Origin of the sequence: Modestobacter sp. VKM Ac-2982 (assembly GCF_026967935.1) — a bacterium.
Lineage (GTDB): Bacteria > Actinomycetota > Actinomycetes > Mycobacteriales > Geodermatophilaceae > Modestobacter.
Window position 1 is genome coordinate 1 of the sequence record NZ_JAPVBL010000005.1, and the last position, 20,179, is coordinate 20,179.

The following is a 20,179-nucleotide window of genomic DNA, read 5'->3' on the forward strand; positions in this document are numbered from 1 at the left end:
CCGAAGACACCGAAGGGGGATTTGTTACTTGGCACTGACTTTCGGCACGCTGTTGAGTTCTCAAGGAGCGGACGCGCGGCGAACCAGACCCTCTCAGGTCGTCGTCTCCGGCTTGTGTTGTCCTGCTCGGCGCCCGGTCCCGGCCTCGCGGTCGTTCCCGGCGCAAAGAGAAAGTTACGTGGCTCCGCGGGACGTGTCAAACCCGGACCGAGTGACGCCCGCCACCTGGCTGGAACGTCGCCGTCACCCGGCGTTCACACGCGGCCGGCGACGGGGCGCGGTGCCGGGCAGGGCCCAGGTCAGTCGGCCCGACCGGCTCCCGGGCAGTGCACGCCGGCCACCGAGCGCTTGCCCTTGCGGAGCACGAGCCACCCTCCGGGGAGCCAGTCCCCCGGCGCCGGCACCGCGTCCGGGTCGCCGACCCGGACGTTGTTGACGTAGGCCCCGCCCTCCTTGACCGTGCGCCGCGCGTCGGTCAGCGACGACGCCAGGCCCGCCCGCTGGAGCAGGACGGCGACGGACAGCGCCGGGTCGTCGACCTCCACGGCGCCGGCCTCGGTCAGCGCGGCGGCCAGGGTCTGCGGGTCCAGCTCGGAGAGCTCGGCCCGGCCGAACAGCGCCCGGCCGGCGGCCTCGGCCTGCGCCAGCTCCGCAGGGCCGTGCACCAGCCGGGTGAGCTCCTCGGCCAGTGCCCGCTGCGGCGCCCGGGACGCCGGACGTTCCTCGGACTCCGCGATCAGCGCCGCCACCTCCTCGGCCGGGCGCTCGGAGAACAGCGGCAGCCAGGCCCGCGCGTCGACGTCGTCGATGTTGAGCCAGTACTGGAAGAACGCGTACGGGGTGGTGTGCTCCGGGTCCAGCCAGATCGTGGCGCCCTCGGTCTTGCCGATCTTCTTCCCGTCGGCCGTGGTGATCAACGGGGTGGCCAGCGCGTGGGCCGACGCCCCCTCGGTGCGCCGCACCAGGTCGGCGCCGGCGGTGATGTTGCCCCACTGGTCGGAGCCCCCGCTCTGCAGCGTGCAGCCGTGCCGGCGGAACAGCTCCCGGAAGTCGTTGGCCTGCAGGATCTGGTAGCTGAACTCTGTGTAGCTGATCCCCGCGTCGGAGTTCAGCCGGGCGGAGACCGCCTCCTTGGCCAGCATCCGGTTGACCCGGAAGTGCTTGCCGAGGTCGCGGAGGAAGTCGATCGCCGACAGCGGCGACGTCCACTCGAGGTTGTCCACGTAGATCGGCTCGCGCAGCCCCTGCTCGGCCGCCGGCAGGTCGAGGAAGCGCGCCACCCGACGGCGGATCCCGTCCACCCAGGTCGCCACCTGGGCGGGGTCGTTCAGCTGCCGCTCGGACGACGGGCGGGGGTCGCCGATCAGCCCGGTCGCCCCGCCGACCAGCACGATCGGCTGGTGCCCGGCTCGCTGCAGGGCCCGCAGCACCATGAACTGGATGAGGTGGCCGACGTGCAGGCTCGCCGCGGTCGGGTCGAAGCCGCAGTAGAAGGTGACCGGCCCCTCCGCGAGGTGGGCGCGCAGGGCGTCCTCGTCGGTGCTCTGGGCGATCAGCCCGCGGCGGTGCAGCTCGTCGATCACGGAATGCGCAGAGGTCACGGTCGTCCATCCTGCCTGGGGCCCCGGCGCCGCGGCTTCCCGCCTGCCCGGAAGACGCTCACCGAGGGGGCGTCGGTCTCCCAGAACCGCCACGGCAGCTCGGCCGCCACGCTGATCCCCACCCGGGGACCGGCCGAGGTGCCCGCCGGCGGGGCGCCGGCGTGCAGGCGCACGGGTGACGCGGGGTCCAACAGGTCCGTCCCCCGGTCGTCGGGGCCGATCGCCAGCGCCTGGGTGAGCCGGGCCGGACCACGCGCCAGGTCCCGCGGCACCCGCGCAGCCGGGCGCCTGGACGCCGCGAGCGACTCCCCCACCAGCACCTCACCGGCGCGCATCAGGACCGCCGAGCCGCGACCGGCCGGGCCGACGACGACGTTGGCGCACCAGTGCACCCCGTAGCTGAAGTACACGTACAGCCGGCCGGGTGGACCGAACATGATCTCCGCCCGCGGGGTCGGGCCCCGGTGGGCATGGGACGCCGGGTCCTCCCCCTCCCCCGAGTAGGCCTCGACCTCGGTGAGCCGGAGCGCGACCCGGCCGTCGGGGCGGTCGGTCACCACCCAGCAGCCCAGCAGCGCGCGGGCCACCTCGTCGACCGGCCCGAGCAGGGCGTCCTCGGTGAGGAGCGGCCCCGGCCCGGGCCGGTCGGACGACGGGAGGTCGGCGGCCACGGGGCTAGAGGGCCCCGGCCACCGGCGACCACGACGCCCACTCGGTGTGCTGCCGGGCCAGCTCGGTGAGCGTGCCGAGCTGCTCGGCCACCCGCTCCGGCGCCGTCCCGCCACGGGCCCGCCGGGCCGCCAGTGCACCGGGCACGGTGAGCACCGAGCGCACCTCCGGGGTGAGCCGTTCGTCGATGGCTGCGAGCTGGTCGTCGTCCAGCTCGTCGAGCTCGAGGCCGGCGTCCTCGCAGAAGGCGACCATCGCGCCGCTGATCTCGTGCGCGGACCGGAACGGGACGCCGTTGGACACCAGCCACTCGGCGACGTCGGTGGCCAGGGCGAAGCCCTGTGGAGCGGCGGCCTCGATCACCTCCGGGCGCAGCGTCAGGGTGGCGACCATCCCGGTGACCGCGGGCAGCAGCAGGAGCAGCTGCTCGACGGAGTCGAAGACCGGCTCCTTGTCCTCCTGCAGGTCGCGGTCGTAGGCCAGCGGCAGGCCCTTGAGCATGGTGAGCAGGCCGGTCAGGTTGCCGACGAACCGGCCGGCCTTGCCCCGGGCCAGCTCGGCGATGTCCGGGTTCTTCTTCTGCGGCATGATCGACGACCCGGTCGCCCAGGCGTCGTCGAGGCGGGCCCAGCCGAACTCGGTCGACGTCCAGAGCACGACCTCCTCCCCCAGCCGGGACAGGTGCACCCCGAGCAGGGCCGCGACGAAGCAGAACTCCGCGGCGAAGTCGCGGTCGCTGACCGCGTCGATGCTGTTGTCGGCGGCCCGGTCGAAGCCCAGCTCCGCGGCCACGGCGTCGGGGTCCAGTGCCAGGGAGGAGCCGGCCAGCGCGCCCGCGCCGAGCGGGCTGACCGCCGCCCGCCGGTCCCAGTCCAGCAGCCGGTCGACGTCGCGGGACACCGAGTGGGCGTGGGCGAGCAACTGGTGGGCGATGAGCACCGGCTGGGCGTGCTGCAGGTGGGTCATCCCCGGTGCGGCGACGTCGCGGTAGCGCAGCGCGAGCCCGACCAGCGCGTTCTCCAGCGCGGCCAGCTCACCGACCAGCCTGCGCACGTTGTGCCGCAGGTACAGCCGCAGGTCGGTGGCGACCTGGTCGTTGCGGCTGCGGCCGGCGCGCAGCTTGCCGCCGAGCGGGCCCAGCTTCTCCAGCAGGCCGCGCTCGAGTGCCTCGTGCACGTCCTCGTCGGCCTCGATGGGCGCGAACGTGCCGTCGGCGACCTCGGCGGACAGCTCGGTGAGGGCACCGATCATCCTGGCCAGCTCGTCGACGGTCAGCAGCCCGGCCCGCTCCAGCACGCGGGCGTGCGCCCGGGAGCTGGCCAGGTCGTAGGGCGCCAGCCGCCAGTCGACGTCGGTGGACTTCGACAGCGCCGCCATCGCCGGTGACGGGCCGCCGCCGAAGCGGCCGCCCCAGAGTCGGGTCTGGCTGCCGGCGTTGCCCTCGGTCACTCTGCGCTCTCTTCCACGTCGGCCTGCAGGTCGGTGTCGTCCCCGTGCGCCGGCCGGGCGCGCTCGGCGAGCGCGCGCAGCCGGGCGGCGAGCGCGGGCCCCCCGTGGGGGTCCCGGGAGACGACCATCAGAGTGTCGTCCCCGGCGATGGTGCCCAGCACGTCGGGCAGCCCGACCTTGTCCAGCCCGGAGGCGAGGAACTGGGCCGCGCCCGGCGGTGTGCGGACGACGGCCAGGTTCGCGCTGCCCTCGGCGCTGGTGAGCAGGTCGGCCAGCAGCCTGGTCAGCCGGGCCGGTGCCGACTGCGCCGGGCGCAGCGGGGCGTTCTCCGGCGGCAGCACGTAGGAGGCCGGCGCCCCGTCGGACCCACGCAGCTTGACCGCGCCGAGCTCCTCGAGGTCGCGGGAGAGCGTCGCCTGGGTGACGTCGACCCCGGACTCGGCCAGGAGGCGGGCCAGCTGGGTCTGCGAGGTCACCGGGCCGGCGGTGATCAGCTCGGCGATCCGGGCGTGCCGGGCCGAGCGGGTCAGCGCCGTGGTCACTGCGACCGTTCCAGCAACCACAGCAGCAGCGCCTTCTGCGCGTGCAGCCGGTTCTCCGCCTCGTCCCACACGGCGCTCTGCGGCCCGTCGATGACCGCGGCGGCGATCTCCTTGCCGCGGTAGGCCGGCAGGCAGTGCAGCACGACGGCGTCGTCGGCGGCCCGGTCCAGCGCCTGCTCGTCGACGGCGTAGGGCACGAACGGGCCGGTCCGGGCGGCGTGCTCGGACTCCTGGCCCATCGACACCCAGGCGTCCGTGGCGAGCACGTCGGCACCGTCGGCGGCGGCGGCCGGGTCGGCCGTCCACTGCACCGACCCGCCGGTCTCCGCCGCGATCTGCCCGGCCCGGGTGAGCACCCCCGGATCGGGCTGGAATGCCTCCGGCGAGCCGATCCGCACGTGCATGCCGGCCAGGGCGCCGCCCAGCAGGTAGGAGTGCGCCATGTTGTTGGCGCCGTCGCCGAGGTAGCTGAGGGTCAGCCCGGCCAGCTGCGTGCGCCGTTCGAGCACCGTCTGCAGGTCGGCGAGCACCTGGCACGGGTGGAAAGTGTCGGTCAGCGCGTTGACCACCGGGACGCGGCTGACCGCCGCCATGGCGTCCATCCGCTCCTGGCCCGAGGTCCGCCAGACGATCGCGGCGACCTGCCGGTCCAGCACCCGGGTGGTGTCCTCCACCGACTCCCCGCGGCCCAGCTGGCTGGCCGCGCCGTCGATGACCAGCGGCTGCCCGCCGAGCTCGGTGACCCCGACGGCGAAGGAGAGCCGGGTGCGGGTGGAGGGCTTGTCGAACAGCACGGCGACGGTGCGCTGGGTGCCGTTGGCCGCGCGCAGCGGGGTGGGCGCGGCGGCGGTGTGCCGGCCGGCCTTGAGCTGGGCGGCCAGCGCGAGGACCTCCGCCTGCTCCGCTGGGGTGAGGTCGTCGTCCCGGGTGAGGTGCCGGACCGTCACCGGTCCGCGTCCCGGAGGGCGGCGTCCAGTGCGGCGGGGAGGGCGGTGACGAACGCGTCGAGCTGGGCGTCGGTGACGACCAGCGGCGGCGCCAGCCGGACGACGTCGGCGGCCACGCCGTTGGTGAGGAAGCCGGCGGCCCGCAGGTGGGTCTCGACCGCGGCGGCGACCGGCGCGGTGAGGACGACGCCGAGCAGCGCACCCCGACCCCGGACGCCGCTGATGCCCGGGTGGCCGAGCGCGTCGACGCCGGCGGCGACCCGGTGCTCGATCTCCTTGGCGCGCTCCAGCAGCCCCTCGTCGCGGATCGTGTCCAGCACCGCCAGCGCGGCGGCGGCGACGATCGGGTTGCCGCCGAAGGTGGAACCGTGCGATCCGGCGGTCATAAGCTCCGCGGCCGGGCCGAAGGCGAGGGTGGCGCCCAGCGGCAGGCCGCCGCCGAGGGCCTTGGCCAGGGTCACGACGTCGGGCTGCAGGCCGTCGGACTGGTGGGCGAACCACTGTCCGGTGCGTCCGCTGCCGGTCTGCACCTCGTCCACGGCGAACAGCGCACCCGCCGCACGGGCGGTCTCCGCGGCGGCGGCGAGGTAGCCCGGCGGCGCCGGCAGCACGCCGCCCTCCCCCAGCATCGGCTCCAGCAGCACCATCGCGGTCTGTTCGCCCACGGTGGCCGACAGCGCGTCGGCGTCGCCGTAGGGGACGTGCTGGACGCCGCCGGGCAACGGGGCGAACGCTGCCGCCTTGCCCGGCTGCCCGGTGAGCGCGAGCGAGCCCATGGTGCGGCCGTGGAAGGAGCCGATCGCGGTGACCACCTCCGGCCGCCCGGTGAGCCGGCTGAGCTTGAAGGCGGCCTCGTTGGCCTCGGCGCCGGAGTTGCAGAAGAAGACCCGGCCCGGCCGGCCGGCGAGCTCCAGCAGCCGCTCGGCCAGCAGTACACCGGGCTCGTGCATCGCCAGGTTGGAGACGTGGCCCAGCAGCTGCGCCTGGGCGGTGATCGCGTGCACCACCGCCGGGTGGGCGTGGCCGAGGATCGTGGTGGCGATCCCGCCGAGCAGGTCGGTGTACTCCGTGCCGTCGACGTCCCAGACGGTCGCGCCCGCGCCACGGGCCAGCGCCACCGGCGGGGTCTTGTAGTTGCCCATCATCACGGCCGACCAGCGGGTGGCCAGCTCCTCGGTGTGCGTCATGGTGCGGTCACTCCCTCCGGTGTCGGTGATGTGGTGTCGGTGCCGGCCGGGACGACCATCGTCCCGGTGCCCTCGGTGGTGAAGGTCTCCAGCAGCAGGGCGTGCGGCAGCCGCCCGTCGATGACGGTGGCCCGGCGCACCCCGCCCTCGACCGCCCGCAGGCAGGCGGCCATCTTCGGGATCATCCCGGCGTCCAGGGTCGGGAGGATCTCGGCCAGCTCGGTGGCGTCGATCTTCTGCACCAGCGAGTCGCGGTCGGGCCAGTTGGCGTAGAGGCCCTCGACGTCGGTCAGCACGACCAGCTTGACCGCGCCGAGGGCGACGGCCAGCGCCGCGGCCGCGGTGTCGGCGTTGACGTTGTGCACCTGGCCGGAGGCGTCCGGGGCGACGGTGGCGACCACCGGGATGTGCCCGGCCTCGAGCAGCGCGGTGACCGGCGCGGGGTCGACCGCGACGACGTCGCCGACCAGGCCGACGTCCACCGGCTCGCCGTTGACCATGGCGTGCGTCCGCTCGGCGGTGAACAGCCCGCCGTCCTCACCGGAGAGCCCGACGGCCAGCGGCCCGTAGGAGTTGATCAGGCCGACCACCTCGGGGCCGACCTGCCCGGTCAGCACCATCCGGACGACGTCGATCGTCTCCTCGGTGGTGACCCGCAGCCCACCGCGGAACTCGCTCTCGATCCCCAGCCGGCCGAGCATGCCGTTGATCTGCGGGCCACCGCCGTGCACGACGACCGGCAGGATCCCGCAGGTCCGCAGGAACACCATGTCCTCGGCGAAGGCGTGCCGGCACTGCTCGTCGACCATGGCGTGCCCGCCGTACTTCACCACCACGACGCGGCCGTGGAACTCGCGCAGCCAGGGCAGGGCACCGGTGAGGACGGCGACCTTGCGCGCGTCGCCCTCGGGGTCGTGCGTGCGCATGACCCGGGGGCTGCCCACCGAGCGCCGGGCCGGCGGGGTGGCGAGGTCGGGCGCGACGTCGGGCGGCGTGGGGTCCTGCGGGGCGTCGTTGCTGGTCAGGTCACTGGTCATGTCGAGTAGGCCGAGTTCTCGTGGACGTAGGCGAGGGACAGGTCGTTGGTCCAGATCGTGGCCTGCTCGCTGCCGGCCCGCAGGTCGACGTCGATGGTGATGGCCCGGCCGGACAGGTCGACGCCCTCGCGCGGGTCGCCGATCGCGCCGGCCCGGCAGACCGTGACGCCGTTGATCGTCACGTCCACCTGGTCGGGTTCGAACGCCGCGTCGGTCGTGCCGATCGCGGCCAGCACCCGGCCCCAGTTGGGGTCGTTGCCGAACAGCGCGGTCTTGAGCAGGTTGTTCCGGGCGCAGGCCCGGCCGGCGGTGACCGCGTCGGCGACGCTGGCCGCGTTGCGGACGGTGATCGCGATGTCCTTGGTCGAGCCCTCGGCGTCGGCGAGCAGCTGCATCGCCAGGTCGGTGGCGGCCGCGGTGAGGGCGGCGGTGAACTCCTCCGCGCTGGGCGTGACCCCGCTGGCGCCGTTGGCCAGCACGATCACCGTGTCGTTCGTGGACAGGCAGCCGTCGGAGTCCACCCGCTCGACGCTGACACTGGTCGCCGCCCGCAGCGCGGGCTGGAGGACCTCGGCCGGCACCACGGCGTCGGTGGTGAGGACGACGAGCATCGTGGCCAACGAGGGGGCGAGCATGCCCGCGCCCTTCGCCATCCCGCCGATCGTCCAGCCGTTCCCGGTCTGCACCGTCGTCTTCGGCACCGAGTCGGTGGTCATGATCGCCCGGGCGGCGTCGGGCCCTCCGTCGGCGGACAGCCCCGCGACCGCCGCGCCGACCCCGGCGAGGAGGGCGTCCATCGGCAGCCGGACCCCGATCAGGCCGGTGGAGGCGACCGCGACGTCGACCGCACCGATGCCCAGCTCGGCCGCGACGCGCTCGGCGGTGACGTGGGTGTCAGCGAAGCCGTCGGGGCCGGTGCAGGCGTTGGCGCCGCCGGAGTTCAGGACGACCGCGCGCAGCCGGTGGTCGGCGAGCACCTGGCGGCTCCACAGCACGGGGGCGGCCGGGAAGCGGTTGGTAGTGAAGACGGCCGCCGCGGCGTCGTCCGGCCCGTCGTTGACGACCAGCGCGACGTCCGGTGCACCGCTGGACTTCAGCCCGGCGGCGACCCCGGCCGCCCGGAACCCCTGCGGGGCGGTGACGGTCACGGTGCTACTCCGACGGTGGGGAGACCGGTGGTCTCGGGGAGGCCCAGGGCCAGGTTGGCGCACTGGAGTGCCGCGCCGGCGGTGCCCTTGGTGAGGTTGTCGACGGCGGCCACAACGACCAGCCGGCCGGCGTCCGGGTCGACCGCGACCTGCAGCTGCACCGTGTTCGCACCGAGCACCGCGGCGGTGGTGGGCCACTGGCCCTCCGGCAGCAGGTGCACGAACGGCTCGTCGCCGTAGGCCTCCTGGTAGGCGGCCCGCGCCCGGGCGGCGTCCACGCCGTCGGCCAGCGGGGCCGAGCAGGTGGCCAGGATGCCCCGGCTCATCGGCACCAGGGTGGGGGTGAAGCTGATCCGGACCGGCCCACCGGCGGCCTGCGCCAGGTTCTGCACCATCTCCGGGGTGTGCCGGTGGGCGCCGCCGACGCCGTACGCGCTGGCCGAGCCCATCACCTCGCTGCCGAGCAGGTGCGGCTTGGCGCTCTTGCCGGCTCCGGAGGTGCCGCTCGCCGCCACCACCACGACGTCCGGCGTGACCAGCCCGGCGGCCAGCGCCGGGGCCATCGCCAGGGTGACCGAGGTCGGGTAGCAGCCCGGGACGGCGATCCGCCGGGCGCCGGCCAGCTGCTCCCGCTGACCGGGGAGCTCGGGCAGGCCGTAGGGCCAGTGGCCGGCGTGCTCGCCGCCGTACCAGCGGGCCCAGGCGGCCGGGTCGTTGAGCCGGTGGTCGGCGCCGCAGTCGATGACCAGCGTGTCGGCGGGCAGCTGGGCCGCGATCGCCGCGGACTCCCCGTGCGGCAGGGCCAGCACGACGACGTCGTAGCCGGCCAGCGCGGCCGCGTCGCTGCCCTGGACCTCCATGTCCGCGTAGGGCAGCAGGTGCGGCTGCAGCTCACCCAGGCGTCGGCCGGCGCTCGAGTTGGCATGCACCCCGGTCAGCCGGAGGTCAGGGTGCCCGGCCAGCAGCCGGCACACCTCACCCCCCGCGTACCCGGTGGCGCCGGTGACCCCGACCGTCCACGTCCGTTGGCTGTTCACGGTGCATGACCATACCCGACCGTGCATGACCGTGCAGTGCGTGGTGGGCCGGTGCGCGCGGAGCCGGGTTCTCGGGCAGGGTCCCAGCGGGCAAGCCGTGCCCGACCACGCCGAGGAGGCCGTCACCTGTGAGCCCGTTCGACCGGATCGTCGTCATCTTCAACCCGCACAGCACCGGCGAGGCAGCGGGGTCGGCCGAGCAGCTGCACGCCGAGCTGGCCCGGCGGCTCCCCGACGTCCCCGTGGCGCTGTGCCCGACCCAGCGCGCCGGCCACGCCCGCGAGCTGGCTCGGGAGGCCGCGGCCACGGGGCGGCCACTGCTCGTCTCGGTGAGCGGGGACGGCGGCTACAACGAGGTCGTCGACGGGGTCATGCAGGCGGGCAACCCCGACGCGGTCTGCGCGGTGCGGGCGGCCGGCAACGCCAACGACCACCGCCGGACGACGCGCCAGCACCACCTGGCCGACGCGATCGTGGCCGGCGACGTCCGCCGGATCGACCTGCTGCGGCTGACCCTGGGCAGCGGCGCCGACGCCCAGGTGCGGTACGCCCACTCCTACATCGGCGTGGGGGTCACCCCGGTGATCGCCGTCGACCTGGAGAAGGGCGGCAAGGGGTCGTGGCGGGAGGCGCTCTCGGTGATCCGCGGCTTCACCCGCTTCCGGCCCTTCCCCATCCGGATGGAGGACGGGGAGGAGCGCACCGTCGACAGCCTGCTCTTCGCCAACATCGCGCAGATGGCCAAGGTGGCCCGGCTCAGCGATGGCGCCCGCCCCGACGACGGCCGCTTCGAGGTGATCGCCCAGCGGCGGACCGGCAAGCTGCAGGTCCTGGCCACCGCGCTGCGGGCCGCGACCCGGGGGCTGGGCCGGCAGCCGAGCGTGACCCACTACGCCTTCACCACCCTGGCCCCCATGCCCCTGCAGCTGGACGGTGAGCTGGTGGAGCTGGAGGCCGACACCGAGATCTCGGTCGACATCGCGCCACGGGCGCTGGCCACCGTGTTCTGACGCGGGGTGCCCGAGGGGCGAGGAGGTGATGGCGCCCGCGGGCCGGCGGATCTGCGACAGGCTGGTCCTCAGCAGCCGACCGAGACGAGCCCCGAGGAGACCCGGCCATGGACGAGAACGACCTCCCCGTCCCCGCGACCTACGACAGCTGCGGGCACGTCGAGGGCCCCTTCTTCCACGGGACCCGGGCCGCCCTGGCACCCGGCGTCGAGCTGGTCCCCGGCCACGGCTCGAACTTCCAGGAGGGCCGGGTGTCCCACCACGTCTACTTCACCTCGCTCGTGGACACCGCCGCCTGGGGCGCGGAGCTGGCAGCTGCACTCGCCGGCAGCGGGGAGCCGGGACGCATCTACGTCGTGGAGCCCCTCGGCCCGTTCGAGGACGACCCGAACGTGACCGACAAGCGGTTCCCCGGCAACCCCACCCGGTCCTACCGGACCCGCCACCCGGTGCGCGTCGTCAGCGAGCTGGACAGCTGGCAGGGGCACGCCCCGGAGGCGCTGCAGGGGATGCTGGACCACCTTGCGCTGTTGCGGGCGGAGGGCCGGGACCTCATCGAGGACTGATGGTCGTCACGTCCGTTCACCGATGAGTTGGGCCGGCGCCACCGGTCTGACCGGCATGACGCAGACCCAGCACCAGACCACCACCCTGACCCAGCTCGCCGTCACGATGTTCTCCGTCCGCGACCAGGACGCCGCCCGGGCCTTCTACACCGAGGTGCTGGGCTTCGAGGTGCGCGGCGACGACCGCTTCGGCGAGGACGGCACCGACCGCTGGCTGGAGGTCGCCCCGCCCGGCTCCTCCGCGCGGCTGGCGCTGAACCCGCCGATGGGCGGCTCCCCCGGCGGCGGCTCCGTCGGGGTCGAGTCGACCGACGTGCTCGCCGAGCACCGGCGGCTCGCCGCCCGCGGCGACGTCGACGTCGACCCGGCACCGACCCGGGTGCCCGGCGCGCCGCTGCTCTTCGCGGTCCGTGACCCTGACGGCAACACGATCTGGGTCGTCGAGGAAGCGGCCGGCTGACGGTCGCCGCACAGCTGGTCCTCGGACTGCTGAGGGCGTTCTGTCAGCAGGGCCGTGCAGAGTCCCCCCTGCCCCGGCGATCGACGCCGGGCAGGGGGAGGAACACCGCCATGCGCGACGTCCAGCAGCTGTCCGGCGGGATCGACCTGGTCGAGGAGGACGGCGTGACCGTGCTCCGGCTCTGCGGGGAGGTCGACAGCCTGGTGGTCGAGGCCTGGGACGCCGGCGGGCCGCGCATCTCCGGGGCCGGCGCCATCGACCTCTCGGCGGCCACGTTCCTGGACGGCCGGGCGTTGCGGCTGCTGGTGCGGGAGACCGAGCACGCCCGCCGGGCCGGGGGGCTGCCCGAGCTCCGCCGGCCCTCCCCCATGGTCCGCCGGATGCTCGAGGTCACCGGCGCCGCCGTGCTGTTCACCGCGATCTGCTGAGCCGCCTGCGGGCACCGCGGTCTGCTGACCGCCTCGGGCACCGCGGCGGCTCAGCCGATCGGGTCCTCGGTGCCGTAGGGCCGCAGCCGGAGCTGGCGGGCGGCGCCCGCCGGCGTGGTGGCGCGCAGCAGGTCCAGGTCGTCGGCACCAGCCCGGAAGAAGCGCCCCGACCACTGGTCCAGCTCCCCGGCGGCGATCGCCAGGGCGAGCGCCACGACGTCCTCCGGCCGGGTCCACTCGGTGCGCCCGGCGTGCATCGGCATCGCCCGGGTCATCTCCGTGTCGATCACCCCCGGCGCCAGGTCGAAGGCGCGCACGCCGTGCTCGGCACCGGCCAGGTCGATCGCCTCGGTGATCCGCATCTGGGCCGTCTTGCCGGCCGAGTAGGCGCTGTAGACGTCGCTCCCCCGGGTGCCCAGGCCGCTGGCGAGCCCGACCACCCGGCCGCCGCCGGCGGCCAGCATCCCGGGGACGACGGCGCGGGAGACCAGGAACGGCCCGCGCACCTGGCTCTCCACCACCTGCCACCACTGGTCGGGGTCGGCCTCCCAGAGCGGCACCTCTGCGGCGTCGATGAGGCCGGCGTTGTTGACCAGCAGGGTGACCGGCCCGAGCTCCGCGACCACCTGGGTGACCGCGGCCTGCACGGCGTCAGGGTCGGTGACGTCGGCGGCCACGGCCAGCGTGCGGGCACCAGTGGCGTCGGCGACCTCGGCCATCGCCCCGTGCAGCCGGTCGGCCGACCGGGCCAGGCCGGCCACGGTCGCGCCGCGCTCGGCCAGCCCCTGCGCCAGGTACCGGCCGATGCCGGCGGAGGCACCGGTGACCAGCGCGACGGTGCCGGTGAGGTCCGGCCGACTCACGTCAGCCACGGAGGACAGCCCCCGTGCGCTCCAGGGCGACCGCGATCGCGGCGTCGCGGGCCGCGTTCGCCTCCTCGCCGGTCAGCGTCCGGTCCGGGGCCCGCAGCGTCAGCGCGTACGCCAGCGACCGCGAACCGGCCGGCACCGGGGCGCCGGTGTAGACGTCGAAGAGCCGCAGCACCTCCAGCAGCTCACCCGCGCCCTCCCGCAGCGCCGCCTCGACGTCGGCGGCCGGGATGGCGTCGGCGACGACCAGCGCCAGGTCGACCAGCACCGGGGGGAAGGTCGAGACGTGCGGCCCGACGGCCACCGGGGCTGCGGGCAGGGCGTCGACGTCGAGCTCCATGGCGCAGGTGCGCGCCGGGAGGTCCAGCGCCGCGCACACCCGCGGGTGCAGCTCGCCGGCGTGCCCGACGACCGTCGCCTCGGCACCGTCGCCGACGAGCAGCTCGGCGCAGCGGCCCGGGTGCCAGGGCGCCAGCTCACCGGCCCGCACGGTCAGCTCGACACCGGCCGCGGCGGCCACGGTGCGCGCGGCCTGGACGGCGTCGGCCCAGCTGGCCGGCCGGCCCGGCCCCCACCAGCCGCGCGGTTCGACGTTCCCGGCCAGCACCACGCCCACGTGCCAGGGCTGCTCGGGGACCGCGCCGAGCAGCGCAGCCAGCACCTCGTCGTCGGGGCGCCGGTCGACCCCGGGCACCGGCGCCTGGGTGCGCGGGCCGCCGGGGAAGACCGCACCGTGCTCGAAGACGGCGACGTCCCGCTGTCCGCGGGACAGGTTGCGCGCGAGGGTGCCGAGCAGGCCGGGGAGCAGCGTCGTCCGCATCGCCGGGGCCTCCTCCGACAGCGGGTTGCGCAGCGTGATCAGCTGCCGCCGGGCGTCGTCCGCGGGCAGCCCGAGGGCATCGAGCTGCGCCTCCCCCACGAACGGGTAGGACGGCGCCTCGACGTACCCGGCGTCGGCCAGGGCGCGACCGATGCTGCGCCGGCGGCGCTGGCGCTCGGTGAGCCCGCGGCCGGGCGGCGCGGTCGGCAGCACGGAGGGGATCTCGTCGAAGCCGAGGTAGCGCACCACCTCCTCGACCAGGTCGGCCGGGTCGGTGAGGTCACCGCGCCAGGACGGCGGGGTGACCTGCAGCTGCTGGCCGTCGCCCTCGACCGTCGCGCCGATGGCCTGCAGCACTTCCACCACCTGCGAGGGCGGGTACGCCACGCCGGCGATCCGGCCGGGCCGGCCGGCGTCCAGCGCGATCGCCGGGCGCGGGCGGCGCACGTCCAGGTCGACGGGCGCGCCGACGACGTGGGCGCCGCCGTGCTCGGCCAGCAGCGCCGCGGCGCGGGCCAGGGCCACGACGGTGACGTCGGGGTCGGTGCCCCGCTCGAAGCGCTTGGCCGCCTCGCTGGGCAGCTTGTGCCGGCGCACCCCGCGACCGATGCCGGCCGGCTCCCAGTGCGCGGCCTCCAGCAGCACCGCGGTGGTGCTCGCGCCGATCTCGGTCGAGGCGCCGCCCATCACCCCGGCCAGCCCGATCGGCCCCGACTCGTCGGCGATCAGCAGGTCGTCGGTGCTGAGCGCGCGGTCGACACCGTCCAGGGTGGTCAGCCGCTCGCCGGCGCTCGCCCGGCGCACCGTGATCGGCCCGGTGACGGTGTCGCGGTCGAAGGCGTGCATCGGCTGGCCGAGCTCGAGCATCACGATGTTGGTGACGTCGACGGCCAGCGAGATGCTGCGGATGCCGCACTGGGCCAGCCGCCGGCGCAGCTCCCACGGGCTGGGGGCGGCCGGGTCGAGCCCCTCCATCGCCAGCATCGAGAACCGGTCGCAGCGGGCCGGGTCGTCGACCTCGACGGCCCAGCCCGGCTCACCCGACCACGCCGGGGGCGTGAGGGCGGCCGGGTCGCGCCAGTCGACGCCCAGGGCGCCGGCCAGGTCGCGGGCGATCCCGCGCAGGCTCATCGCGTAGCCGCGGTCGGGGGTGACCTCGAGGTCGAAGACGACGTCGTCCAGGCCCAGGACACCGGCGGCCGGCGTCCCGGGGGCGAAGCCGTCCTGCCCGAGCACCAGGATGCCGGCGTGGTCCTCGCCGATGCCCAGCTCGCGGACCGAGCAGATCATCCCGTCGGAGACGTGGTCGTAGGTGGTCCGTGCGGCGATGGCGAAGCCGCCGGGGAGCACGGCGCCGGGCAGCGCCACGACGACCAGGTCGTCGACGGCGAAGTTGCGGGCGCCGCACACGATGCCCCGGGGGGCGTCCTCCCCCACGTCGACCTGGCAGAACCGGATCGGCTTCTTGAAGCCGGTGAGCTCCTCGATGCCCAGCACCCGGCTGACCACCAGCGGGCCGGTGGTGACCGGCGCGCGGAGGACCTCCTCGACCTCGAAGCCGAGCCGGACGAACGCCTCGTCCAGCTCCTCGACCGTCGTCCCCGCGGGGATGTCGACGTGCTCGCTCAGCCAGCTGATCGGGACCTTCACTGCTCAACTCCGAACGCACTCGTGAAGCGGACGTCGCCCTCGACGATGTCGCGCATGTCGCCGACCCCGGAGCGGAACTGCAGCGCCCGCTCGATGCCCATCCCGAAGGCGAAGCCGGTGTACTCCTCGGGGTCGATGCCGCAGGCGACCAGCACCCGGGGGTTGACCATCCCGCAGCCACCCCACTCCACCCAGCGCGGCCCGTCCCGGTGCTCGGGGAACCAGACGTCGAACTCCGCCGACGGCTCGGTGAAGGGGAAGAAGTGCGGCCGCCACCGGGTGAGCGCGTCGGCACCGAAGAGCTGGCGGGCCAGGTGGTCCAGCGTGCCGCGCAGGTGGGCCATGGTCAGGCCGCGGTCGACGGCCAGGCCCTCGACCTGGTGGAAGACCGGGGTGTGCGTGGCGTCCAGCTCGTCGGTGCGGTAGACCCGCCCGGGCGCGACCACGTAGATCGGGGGGCGGCGCTCCAGCATCGTGCGCGCCTGCACCGGGCTGGTGTGCGTGCGCAGCACCAGTCCGGAGTCCTCCGGCGCGACGAAGAAGGTGTCGGCCAGCGACCGCGCCGGGTGGTCGGGACCGGTGTTCAGCGCGTCGAAGTTCAGCCACTCGGCCTCGAGCTCGGGGCCCTCGGCGATCTCGTACCCCATCCCGACGAAGACGTCGGAGATCCGGTCGGTCAGCGTGGTGAGCGGGTGCCGGGCGCCGTGGAGGGCGCGGTCCCAGGGCAGGGTGACGTCGACCCGTTCCTCGGCCAGCACCCGCGCGTCGCGCTCGGCCTCCAGCACCGCCAGCCGGGCGGCGTGCGCCTCGGTGACCGCGACGCGGGCGGCGTTGACCCGCTTGCCGGCGTCCGACCGGGCGTGCGGGGGCAGCGCGCCGAGCTCCCGCCGGGCCAGCAGCACCGGCGCCCGATCGCCCAGGTGGGCCGGTCGGACGGCGGCCAGGGCCTCCAGGTCACCGGCGGCGGCGAAGGCCTCGGTCGCTGCGTGCACCGCGGCGTCGAGGGCCTCCGCGGACAGCGCGGCGACCTGCTTGGGGTCATAGGGGTCGTTGGCGCCAGACACGGGAGGCCATTCTGCCCGGACGGCGCTGGTCGGCGCGCCCGGGTCGGGGCTGCGAGCGATGCGACGACCCGGACGACGGGCACGACTCACCCCCAGGGGTGGTACCGCCGCCCGCACCAGGGGAGTTCGGGCCCGCCGGCGCCGATCCCCAGCTCGTGACCTCGACCCACGCCCCCGTCGCGACGATCGACGCGGTGCTCGCCGCCGGCAGCGTGCACAGCCTCTACCAGCCCATCGTCGAACTGGACTCCGGCCGCGTCGTCGCCTACGAGGCGCTCGCCCGCGGGCCGCAGGGTCCGCTGTACACCCCTGACGCCCTCTTCGCCGCCGCCCGGTCGGCCGGCCGGCTCGCCGAGCTGGACGCGCTGTGCCGGTCGGCCGCGCTGCGTGGTGCGGTCGCCGCCGAGCTCGGCCCGCCGCTGACGGTGTTCGTCAACGTCGAGCCGCAGGTGCTGGAGTCCGCGCCGCTGGAGGAGCTGCTCGCCATCGCCACCAGCGCCCCGGCGGGGCTGCGGGTGGTCGTGGAGATCACCGAGCGGGCGCTGGCGACCCGCCCGGCGGACCTGCTGCGCGCCGTGGAGCGGGTCCGTGAGGTCGGCTGGGGCATCGCCCTGGACGACGTGGGGGCGGAGTCGATGTCCCTGGCGTTCATGCCCCTGCTGCGCCCGGACGTGGTCAAGCTCGACCTGCGCCTGGTCCAGCAGCGGCCCGGTCCGGCGGTCGCCGAGATCATGAACGCGGTCAACGGCTACGCCGAGCGCACCGGTGCGCTCATCCTCGCCGAGGGGATCGAGGACGAGGCCCACCTGGCCATGGCGCGCGCCCTCGGGGCGAGCCTCGGCCAGGGCTGGTACTTCGGCCGCCCGGCGGCCACCGCTGCGCCGGGCCGGACCGTCGGGCGGCTCGACCTCCCGTCGTGCAGCTCCTCCGCCATCGACACCCAGGCCTCCCCGTTCAGCTGCCTGCTCCCGGGCACCCAGCTGCGGACGGCGCCCAAGGCGCTGCTCATCGAGCTCAGCAAGCACCTGGAGCGCCAGGCCATGCGACTCGGTGAGACCTGCGTGGTCGCCGCCACCTTCCAGGAGGCGCGGCACTTCACCCCGGCCACGTCGCTGCGCTACCGGGACCTGGTCGCCCGTACCGGCTTCGTCGCCGCGCTCGGCGAGGACCTCCCCATCGAGCCGGTGCCCGGCGTGCGCGGGGCGCACCTGGCGGCCGACGACCCGGTGCGAGGCGAGTGGGACGTCGTCGTCCTCAGCCCGCACTTCAGCGCCGCGCTGCTCGCCCGCGACCTCGGCGACACCGGTCCGGACCTGCAGCGCCGGTACGAGTACGCCCTCACCTACGACCGCCACACCGTCGAACGCGCCGGGGTGGCCCTGGTCGCCCGGGTCGCCGCGCAGCCGGCCCCGGAGCTGCCGGTGGCGGACCGGCCCGCTCCGGCCGCCGGCGCCGCGATCACGACCGGCGCGACCGGCGGCACTGTCGAGGAGGCGCTGCTGCGCCGCGCGCTGGCGGCGACGACCAGCGGGGTCACGATCGCGGACATGACGGCGCCGGACCAGCCGCTGGTCTACGTCAACGCCGCCTTCGAGCAGCTCGCCGGCCTCGAGGCCGGGGAGGTGCTGGGCCGCAACTGCCGCTTCCTGCAGGGACAGGACACCGACCCGGGCACGGTGGACCGGATGCGGCTGGCCATCCGGGAGGGCGCGGAGTTCCGGGCGACGCTGCTCAACCACCGGGGGCCGGACCGGGAGCCGTGGTGGAACGAGATCCACCTGGCCCCGGTGCTCGACACCGCCGGCGACGTCATCCAGTACATCGGCGTGCAGACCGACGTCACCGGCCGGGTGACCGCGGAGCGGGAGCTGCTCCGCGAGCGGGACCGCACCCGCCAGCACCTGGCGCAGATCGAGGAGCTGGCCTACAAGGACCCGCTCACCGCGCTGCCCAACCGGCGCCGCTTCGAGGAGCGGATGGAGTCCGCGCTGTGGCAGGCCCGGCTCGACGGTTCAGCGGTCGCGCTGCTCTTCCTGGACCTCGACGGCTTCAAGGCGGTCAACGACGCCCTGGGCCACGCCGCCGGTGACGAGCTGCTGCAGGTGGTCGCCGACCGGCTGCGCGGCCGGCTGCGCCGGGGTGACCTGCTGGCCCGTCTCGGGGGCGACGAGTTCCTCGTCGGGCTGCTCGGGCTGGACCCCTCGACCGCGCTGCGGGAGGCCGGTCAGGTGGCCCAGCAGCTGGTGGCGGCGGTGACCGAGCCGGTGGTGCTCGGCGCGCGGACCGTGCAGGTGCAGGCCAGCGTCGGGATCAGCGTCCACCCGGACGACGGCGCCGAGTTCGGCCCGCTGCTGCACCGGGCGGACGCCCGGATGTACGCCGCCAAGCACCCGGCCGGCGCGTGAGCTACTCGGCGAGCTGGGTGGCGTAGAGACAGATCGAGGCGGCCACCGAGAGGTTGAGGCTCTCCGCCCGGCCGCGCATCGGGATGCGCACCCGCGCGTCGGCGAGCGCGGCCAGACCGGCGTCCAGCCCGCGGGCCTCGTTGCCGAACAGCCACAGCACCGACCCGCTGAGCAACCCCGCGTCCCCGGCGGCGTCCAGGGCCACCTCTCCCCCGCCGTCGGCGGCCAGCACGGTGGTGCCGGCGGCCTGCACCTGCGGCACCAGCTCGGCCAGCGGCGTGCTGCGCACGACGTCGACGTGGAACAGGCTGCCGGCGCTGCTGCGCACCACCTTGCCGCCGTAGGGGTCGGCGGAGCCGGTGCCGAACACCACGGTGCGGGCGCCGCAGGCATCGGCGGTGCGCAGCACCGTCCCGGCGTTCCCGGGGTCGTTGAGCTCGGCCAGCGCGACCGCCAGCCGCGGCGGGTCGGTCACCAGCGTCGCGGCCGGCACGTCGCGCAGCGCGCAGACGGCGACCAGCCCCTGCGGCGTCACGGTCTCCGACAGCGAGGCGACCGCCCGGTCGGTGGCCACGTGCACGGGCACCCGGGCGGCCGCCAGCAGGTCGCGGTGGGTGTCCGCCGCAGCCGCGGTGACGAACAGCTCGAGGACGGCGCCCGGCTGGGCCTGCGCCTGCGCCAGCGCCTCGCTGACCGCCTGCCGCCCCTCGGCGAGGAAGGCCCCGGCGTCGTCCCGGCCGCTGCGCCGGGTGAGCTTGCGGGCACCGGCGACCCGCGCCGAGCGCTCGGTCAGCAGGTCGGGCACGGGGAGCTCCTCTCGCAGGGTGGGCGCAGACGACGACGCCGTCACCAGCGGGTCACGAGGACCCGCCGGCGACGGCGTCGAAGGTGGTTCTGGTTCAGGCGGCCTGGGCGCCGGTCGCCTCGGGGTTCGCGGCGAGCGCGGCCCGGGCGGACTCCACCAGGGTGGCGAAGGTGGCGGGCTCGTTCACGGCGAGCTCGGCCAGGACACGACGGTCCAGCTCGATCCCGGCGAGCTTGAGGCCCTGCATGAACCGGTTGTAGGTCATGTCGTTCTGCCGGGCCGCGGCGTTGATCCGGGTGATCCACAGCTTGCGGAAGTCACCCTTGCGGACCTTGCGGTCGCGGTAGTTGTAGGTGGCCGAGTGGAGGATCTGCTCCTTGGCCTTGCGGTACAGCCGCGAGCGCTGGCCGCGGTAACCGCTGGCCGCCTCGAGGGTCGTGCGGCGCTTCTTCTGGGCGTTGACCGCCCGCTTCACGCGTGCCACG

General features: G+C 75.2%; 19 protein-coding genes. 5 read left to right on the plus strand and 14 right to left on the minus strand.

Annotation, left to right across the window (positions count from 1 at the left end; all coding sequences use genetic code 11):
* Positions 1-299: 299 nt before the first annotated feature.
* From tyrS to argC, 9 genes are read right to left on the minus strand one after another with little or no spacing between them, the layout of a single operon-like run.
* Positions 300-1,601, minus strand: a complete 1,302-nt coding sequence (tyrS, locus tag O2W20_RS17375) for a tyrosine--tRNA ligase (RefSeq protein ID WP_269171913.1) — start codon at positions 1,599-1,601, stop codon at positions 300-302.
* On the minus strand, positions 1,598-2,272 hold the full coding sequence (locus O2W20_RS17380) for a DNA-3-methyladenine glycosylase (protein WP_269171912.1): 675 nt from the start codon (positions 2,270-2,272) through the stop codon (positions 1,598-1,600). Before O2W20_RS17380 ends, tyrS begins: the two co-directional genes overlap by 4 nt.
* Before the next feature lie 4 nt (positions 2,273-2,276).
* Entirely contained in the window at positions 2,277-3,719 is a 1,443-nt protein-coding gene (gene argH, locus O2W20_RS17385) for an argininosuccinate lyase (protein WP_269171911.1), read from the minus strand.
* Positions 3,716-4,261 (minus strand): arginine repressor, encoded by a 546-nt coding sequence (locus O2W20_RS17390; protein WP_269165463.1) that lies wholly within the window; start codon positions 4,259-4,261, stop codon positions 3,716-3,718. The genes argH and O2W20_RS17390 overlap by 4 nt, the downstream gene beginning before the upstream one ends.
* Positions 4,258-5,208: an ornithine carbamoyltransferase gene (gene argF / locus O2W20_RS17395; protein ID WP_269171910.1), complete on the minus strand. Its 951-nt coding sequence runs from the start codon at positions 5,206-5,208 to the stop codon at positions 4,258-4,260. Before argF ends, O2W20_RS17390 begins: the two co-directional genes overlap by 4 nt.
* Positions 5,205-6,395: an acetylornithine transaminase gene (locus O2W20_RS17400; RefSeq protein ID WP_269171909.1), complete on the minus strand. Its 1,191-nt coding sequence runs from the start codon at positions 6,393-6,395 to the stop codon at positions 5,205-5,207. The genes argF and O2W20_RS17400 overlap by 4 nt, the downstream gene beginning before the upstream one ends.
* Positions 6,392-7,432: an acetylglutamate kinase gene (gene argB / locus O2W20_RS17405; RefSeq protein ID WP_269171908.1), complete on the minus strand. Its 1,041-nt coding sequence runs from the start codon at positions 7,430-7,432 to the stop codon at positions 6,392-6,394. Before argB ends, O2W20_RS17400 begins: the two co-directional genes overlap by 4 nt.
* Positions 7,429-8,580 carry a bifunctional glutamate N-acetyltransferase/amino-acid acetyltransferase ArgJ gene (gene argJ / locus O2W20_RS17410; RefSeq protein ID WP_269171907.1) on the minus strand — a complete coding sequence of 384 codons (1,152 nt, stop codon included), beginning with the start codon at positions 8,578-8,580 and terminating at the stop codon, positions 7,429-7,431. The genes argB and argJ overlap by 4 nt, the downstream gene beginning before the upstream one ends.
* Positions 8,577-9,617: an N-acetyl-gamma-glutamyl-phosphate reductase gene (gene argC / locus O2W20_RS17415; RefSeq protein ID WP_269171906.1), complete on the minus strand. Its 1,041-nt coding sequence runs from the start codon at positions 9,615-9,617 to the stop codon at positions 8,577-8,579. Before argC ends, argJ begins: the two co-directional genes overlap by 4 nt.
* A 128-nt stretch (positions 9,618-9,745) precedes the next feature.
* Here argC and O2W20_RS17420 point away from each other — a divergent pair, with 128 nt between their 5' ends.
* From O2W20_RS17420 to O2W20_RS17435, 4 genes are all read left to right on the plus strand, one after another.
* Positions 9,746-10,627, plus strand: coding sequence for a diacylglycerol/lipid kinase family protein (locus O2W20_RS17420; RefSeq protein WP_269171905.1), 882 nt, complete (start codon positions 9,746-9,748; stop codon positions 10,625-10,627).
* 107 nt (positions 10,628-10,734) lie between these two features.
* Entirely contained in the window at positions 10,735-11,193 is a 459-nt protein-coding gene (gene arr, locus O2W20_RS17425; protein WP_269171904.1) for an NAD(+)--rifampin ADP-ribosyltransferase, read from the plus strand.
* 55 nt (positions 11,194-11,248) lie between these two features.
* A complete protein-coding gene (locus O2W20_RS17430) occupies positions 11,249-11,653 on the plus strand; it encodes a glyoxalase superfamily protein (protein WP_269171903.1) in 405 nt (134 codons plus the stop codon).
* A gap of 110 nt (positions 11,654-11,763) precedes the next feature.
* The gene (locus O2W20_RS17435) at positions 11,764-12,081 is read left to right on the plus strand and encodes an STAS domain-containing protein (RefSeq protein ID WP_269171902.1); all 318 of its coding nucleotides are present in this window, start codon (positions 11,764-11,766) and stop codon (positions 12,079-12,081) included.
* Between the two features lie 50 nt (positions 12,082-12,131).
* Here the strand turns inward: O2W20_RS17435 and O2W20_RS17440 are convergent, their stop codons facing one another.
* Genes O2W20_RS17440 through pheS form a run of 3 tightly spaced genes read right to left on the minus strand, consistent with a single transcriptional unit; the run spans position 12,132 to position 16,484 of the window.
* Entirely contained in the window at positions 12,132-12,953 is an 822-nt protein-coding gene (locus O2W20_RS17440; RefSeq protein ID WP_269171901.1) for an SDR family NAD(P)-dependent oxidoreductase, read from the minus strand.
* Positions 12,946-15,420, minus strand: a complete 2,475-nt coding sequence (gene pheT, locus O2W20_RS17445) for a phenylalanine--tRNA ligase subunit beta (RefSeq protein WP_269171900.1) — start codon at positions 15,418-15,420, stop codon at positions 12,946-12,948. The genes O2W20_RS17440 and pheT overlap by 8 nt, the downstream gene beginning before the upstream one ends.
* Positions 15,417-16,484 (minus strand): phenylalanine--tRNA ligase subunit alpha, encoded by a 1,068-nt coding sequence (pheS, locus tag O2W20_RS17450; protein WP_269171899.1) that lies wholly within the window; start codon positions 16,482-16,484, stop codon positions 15,417-15,419. The genes pheT and pheS overlap by 4 nt, the downstream gene beginning before the upstream one ends.
* 155 nt (positions 16,485-16,639) lie before the next feature.
* On the opposite strand from pheS, the gene O2W20_RS17455 reads away from it, so the two are divergent.
* Positions 16,640-18,889, plus strand: coding sequence for a diguanylate cyclase domain-containing protein (locus O2W20_RS17455; protein WP_269171898.1), 2,250 nt, complete (start codon positions 16,640-16,642; stop codon positions 18,887-18,889).
* 1 nt (position 18,890) lies between these two features.
* Here the strand turns inward: O2W20_RS17455 and O2W20_RS17460 are convergent, their stop codons facing one another.
* Positions 18,891-19,694: a TrmH family RNA methyltransferase gene (locus O2W20_RS17460; RefSeq protein ID WP_269171897.1), complete on the minus strand. Its 804-nt coding sequence runs from the start codon at positions 19,692-19,694 to the stop codon at positions 18,891-18,893.
* 94 nt (positions 19,695-19,788) lie between these two features.
* Positions 19,789-20,178, minus strand: a complete 390-nt coding sequence (gene rplT / locus O2W20_RS17465) for a 50S ribosomal protein L20 (RefSeq protein ID WP_166756901.1) — start codon at positions 20,176-20,178, stop codon at positions 19,789-19,791.
* Position 20,179: the final 1 nt, after the last annotated feature.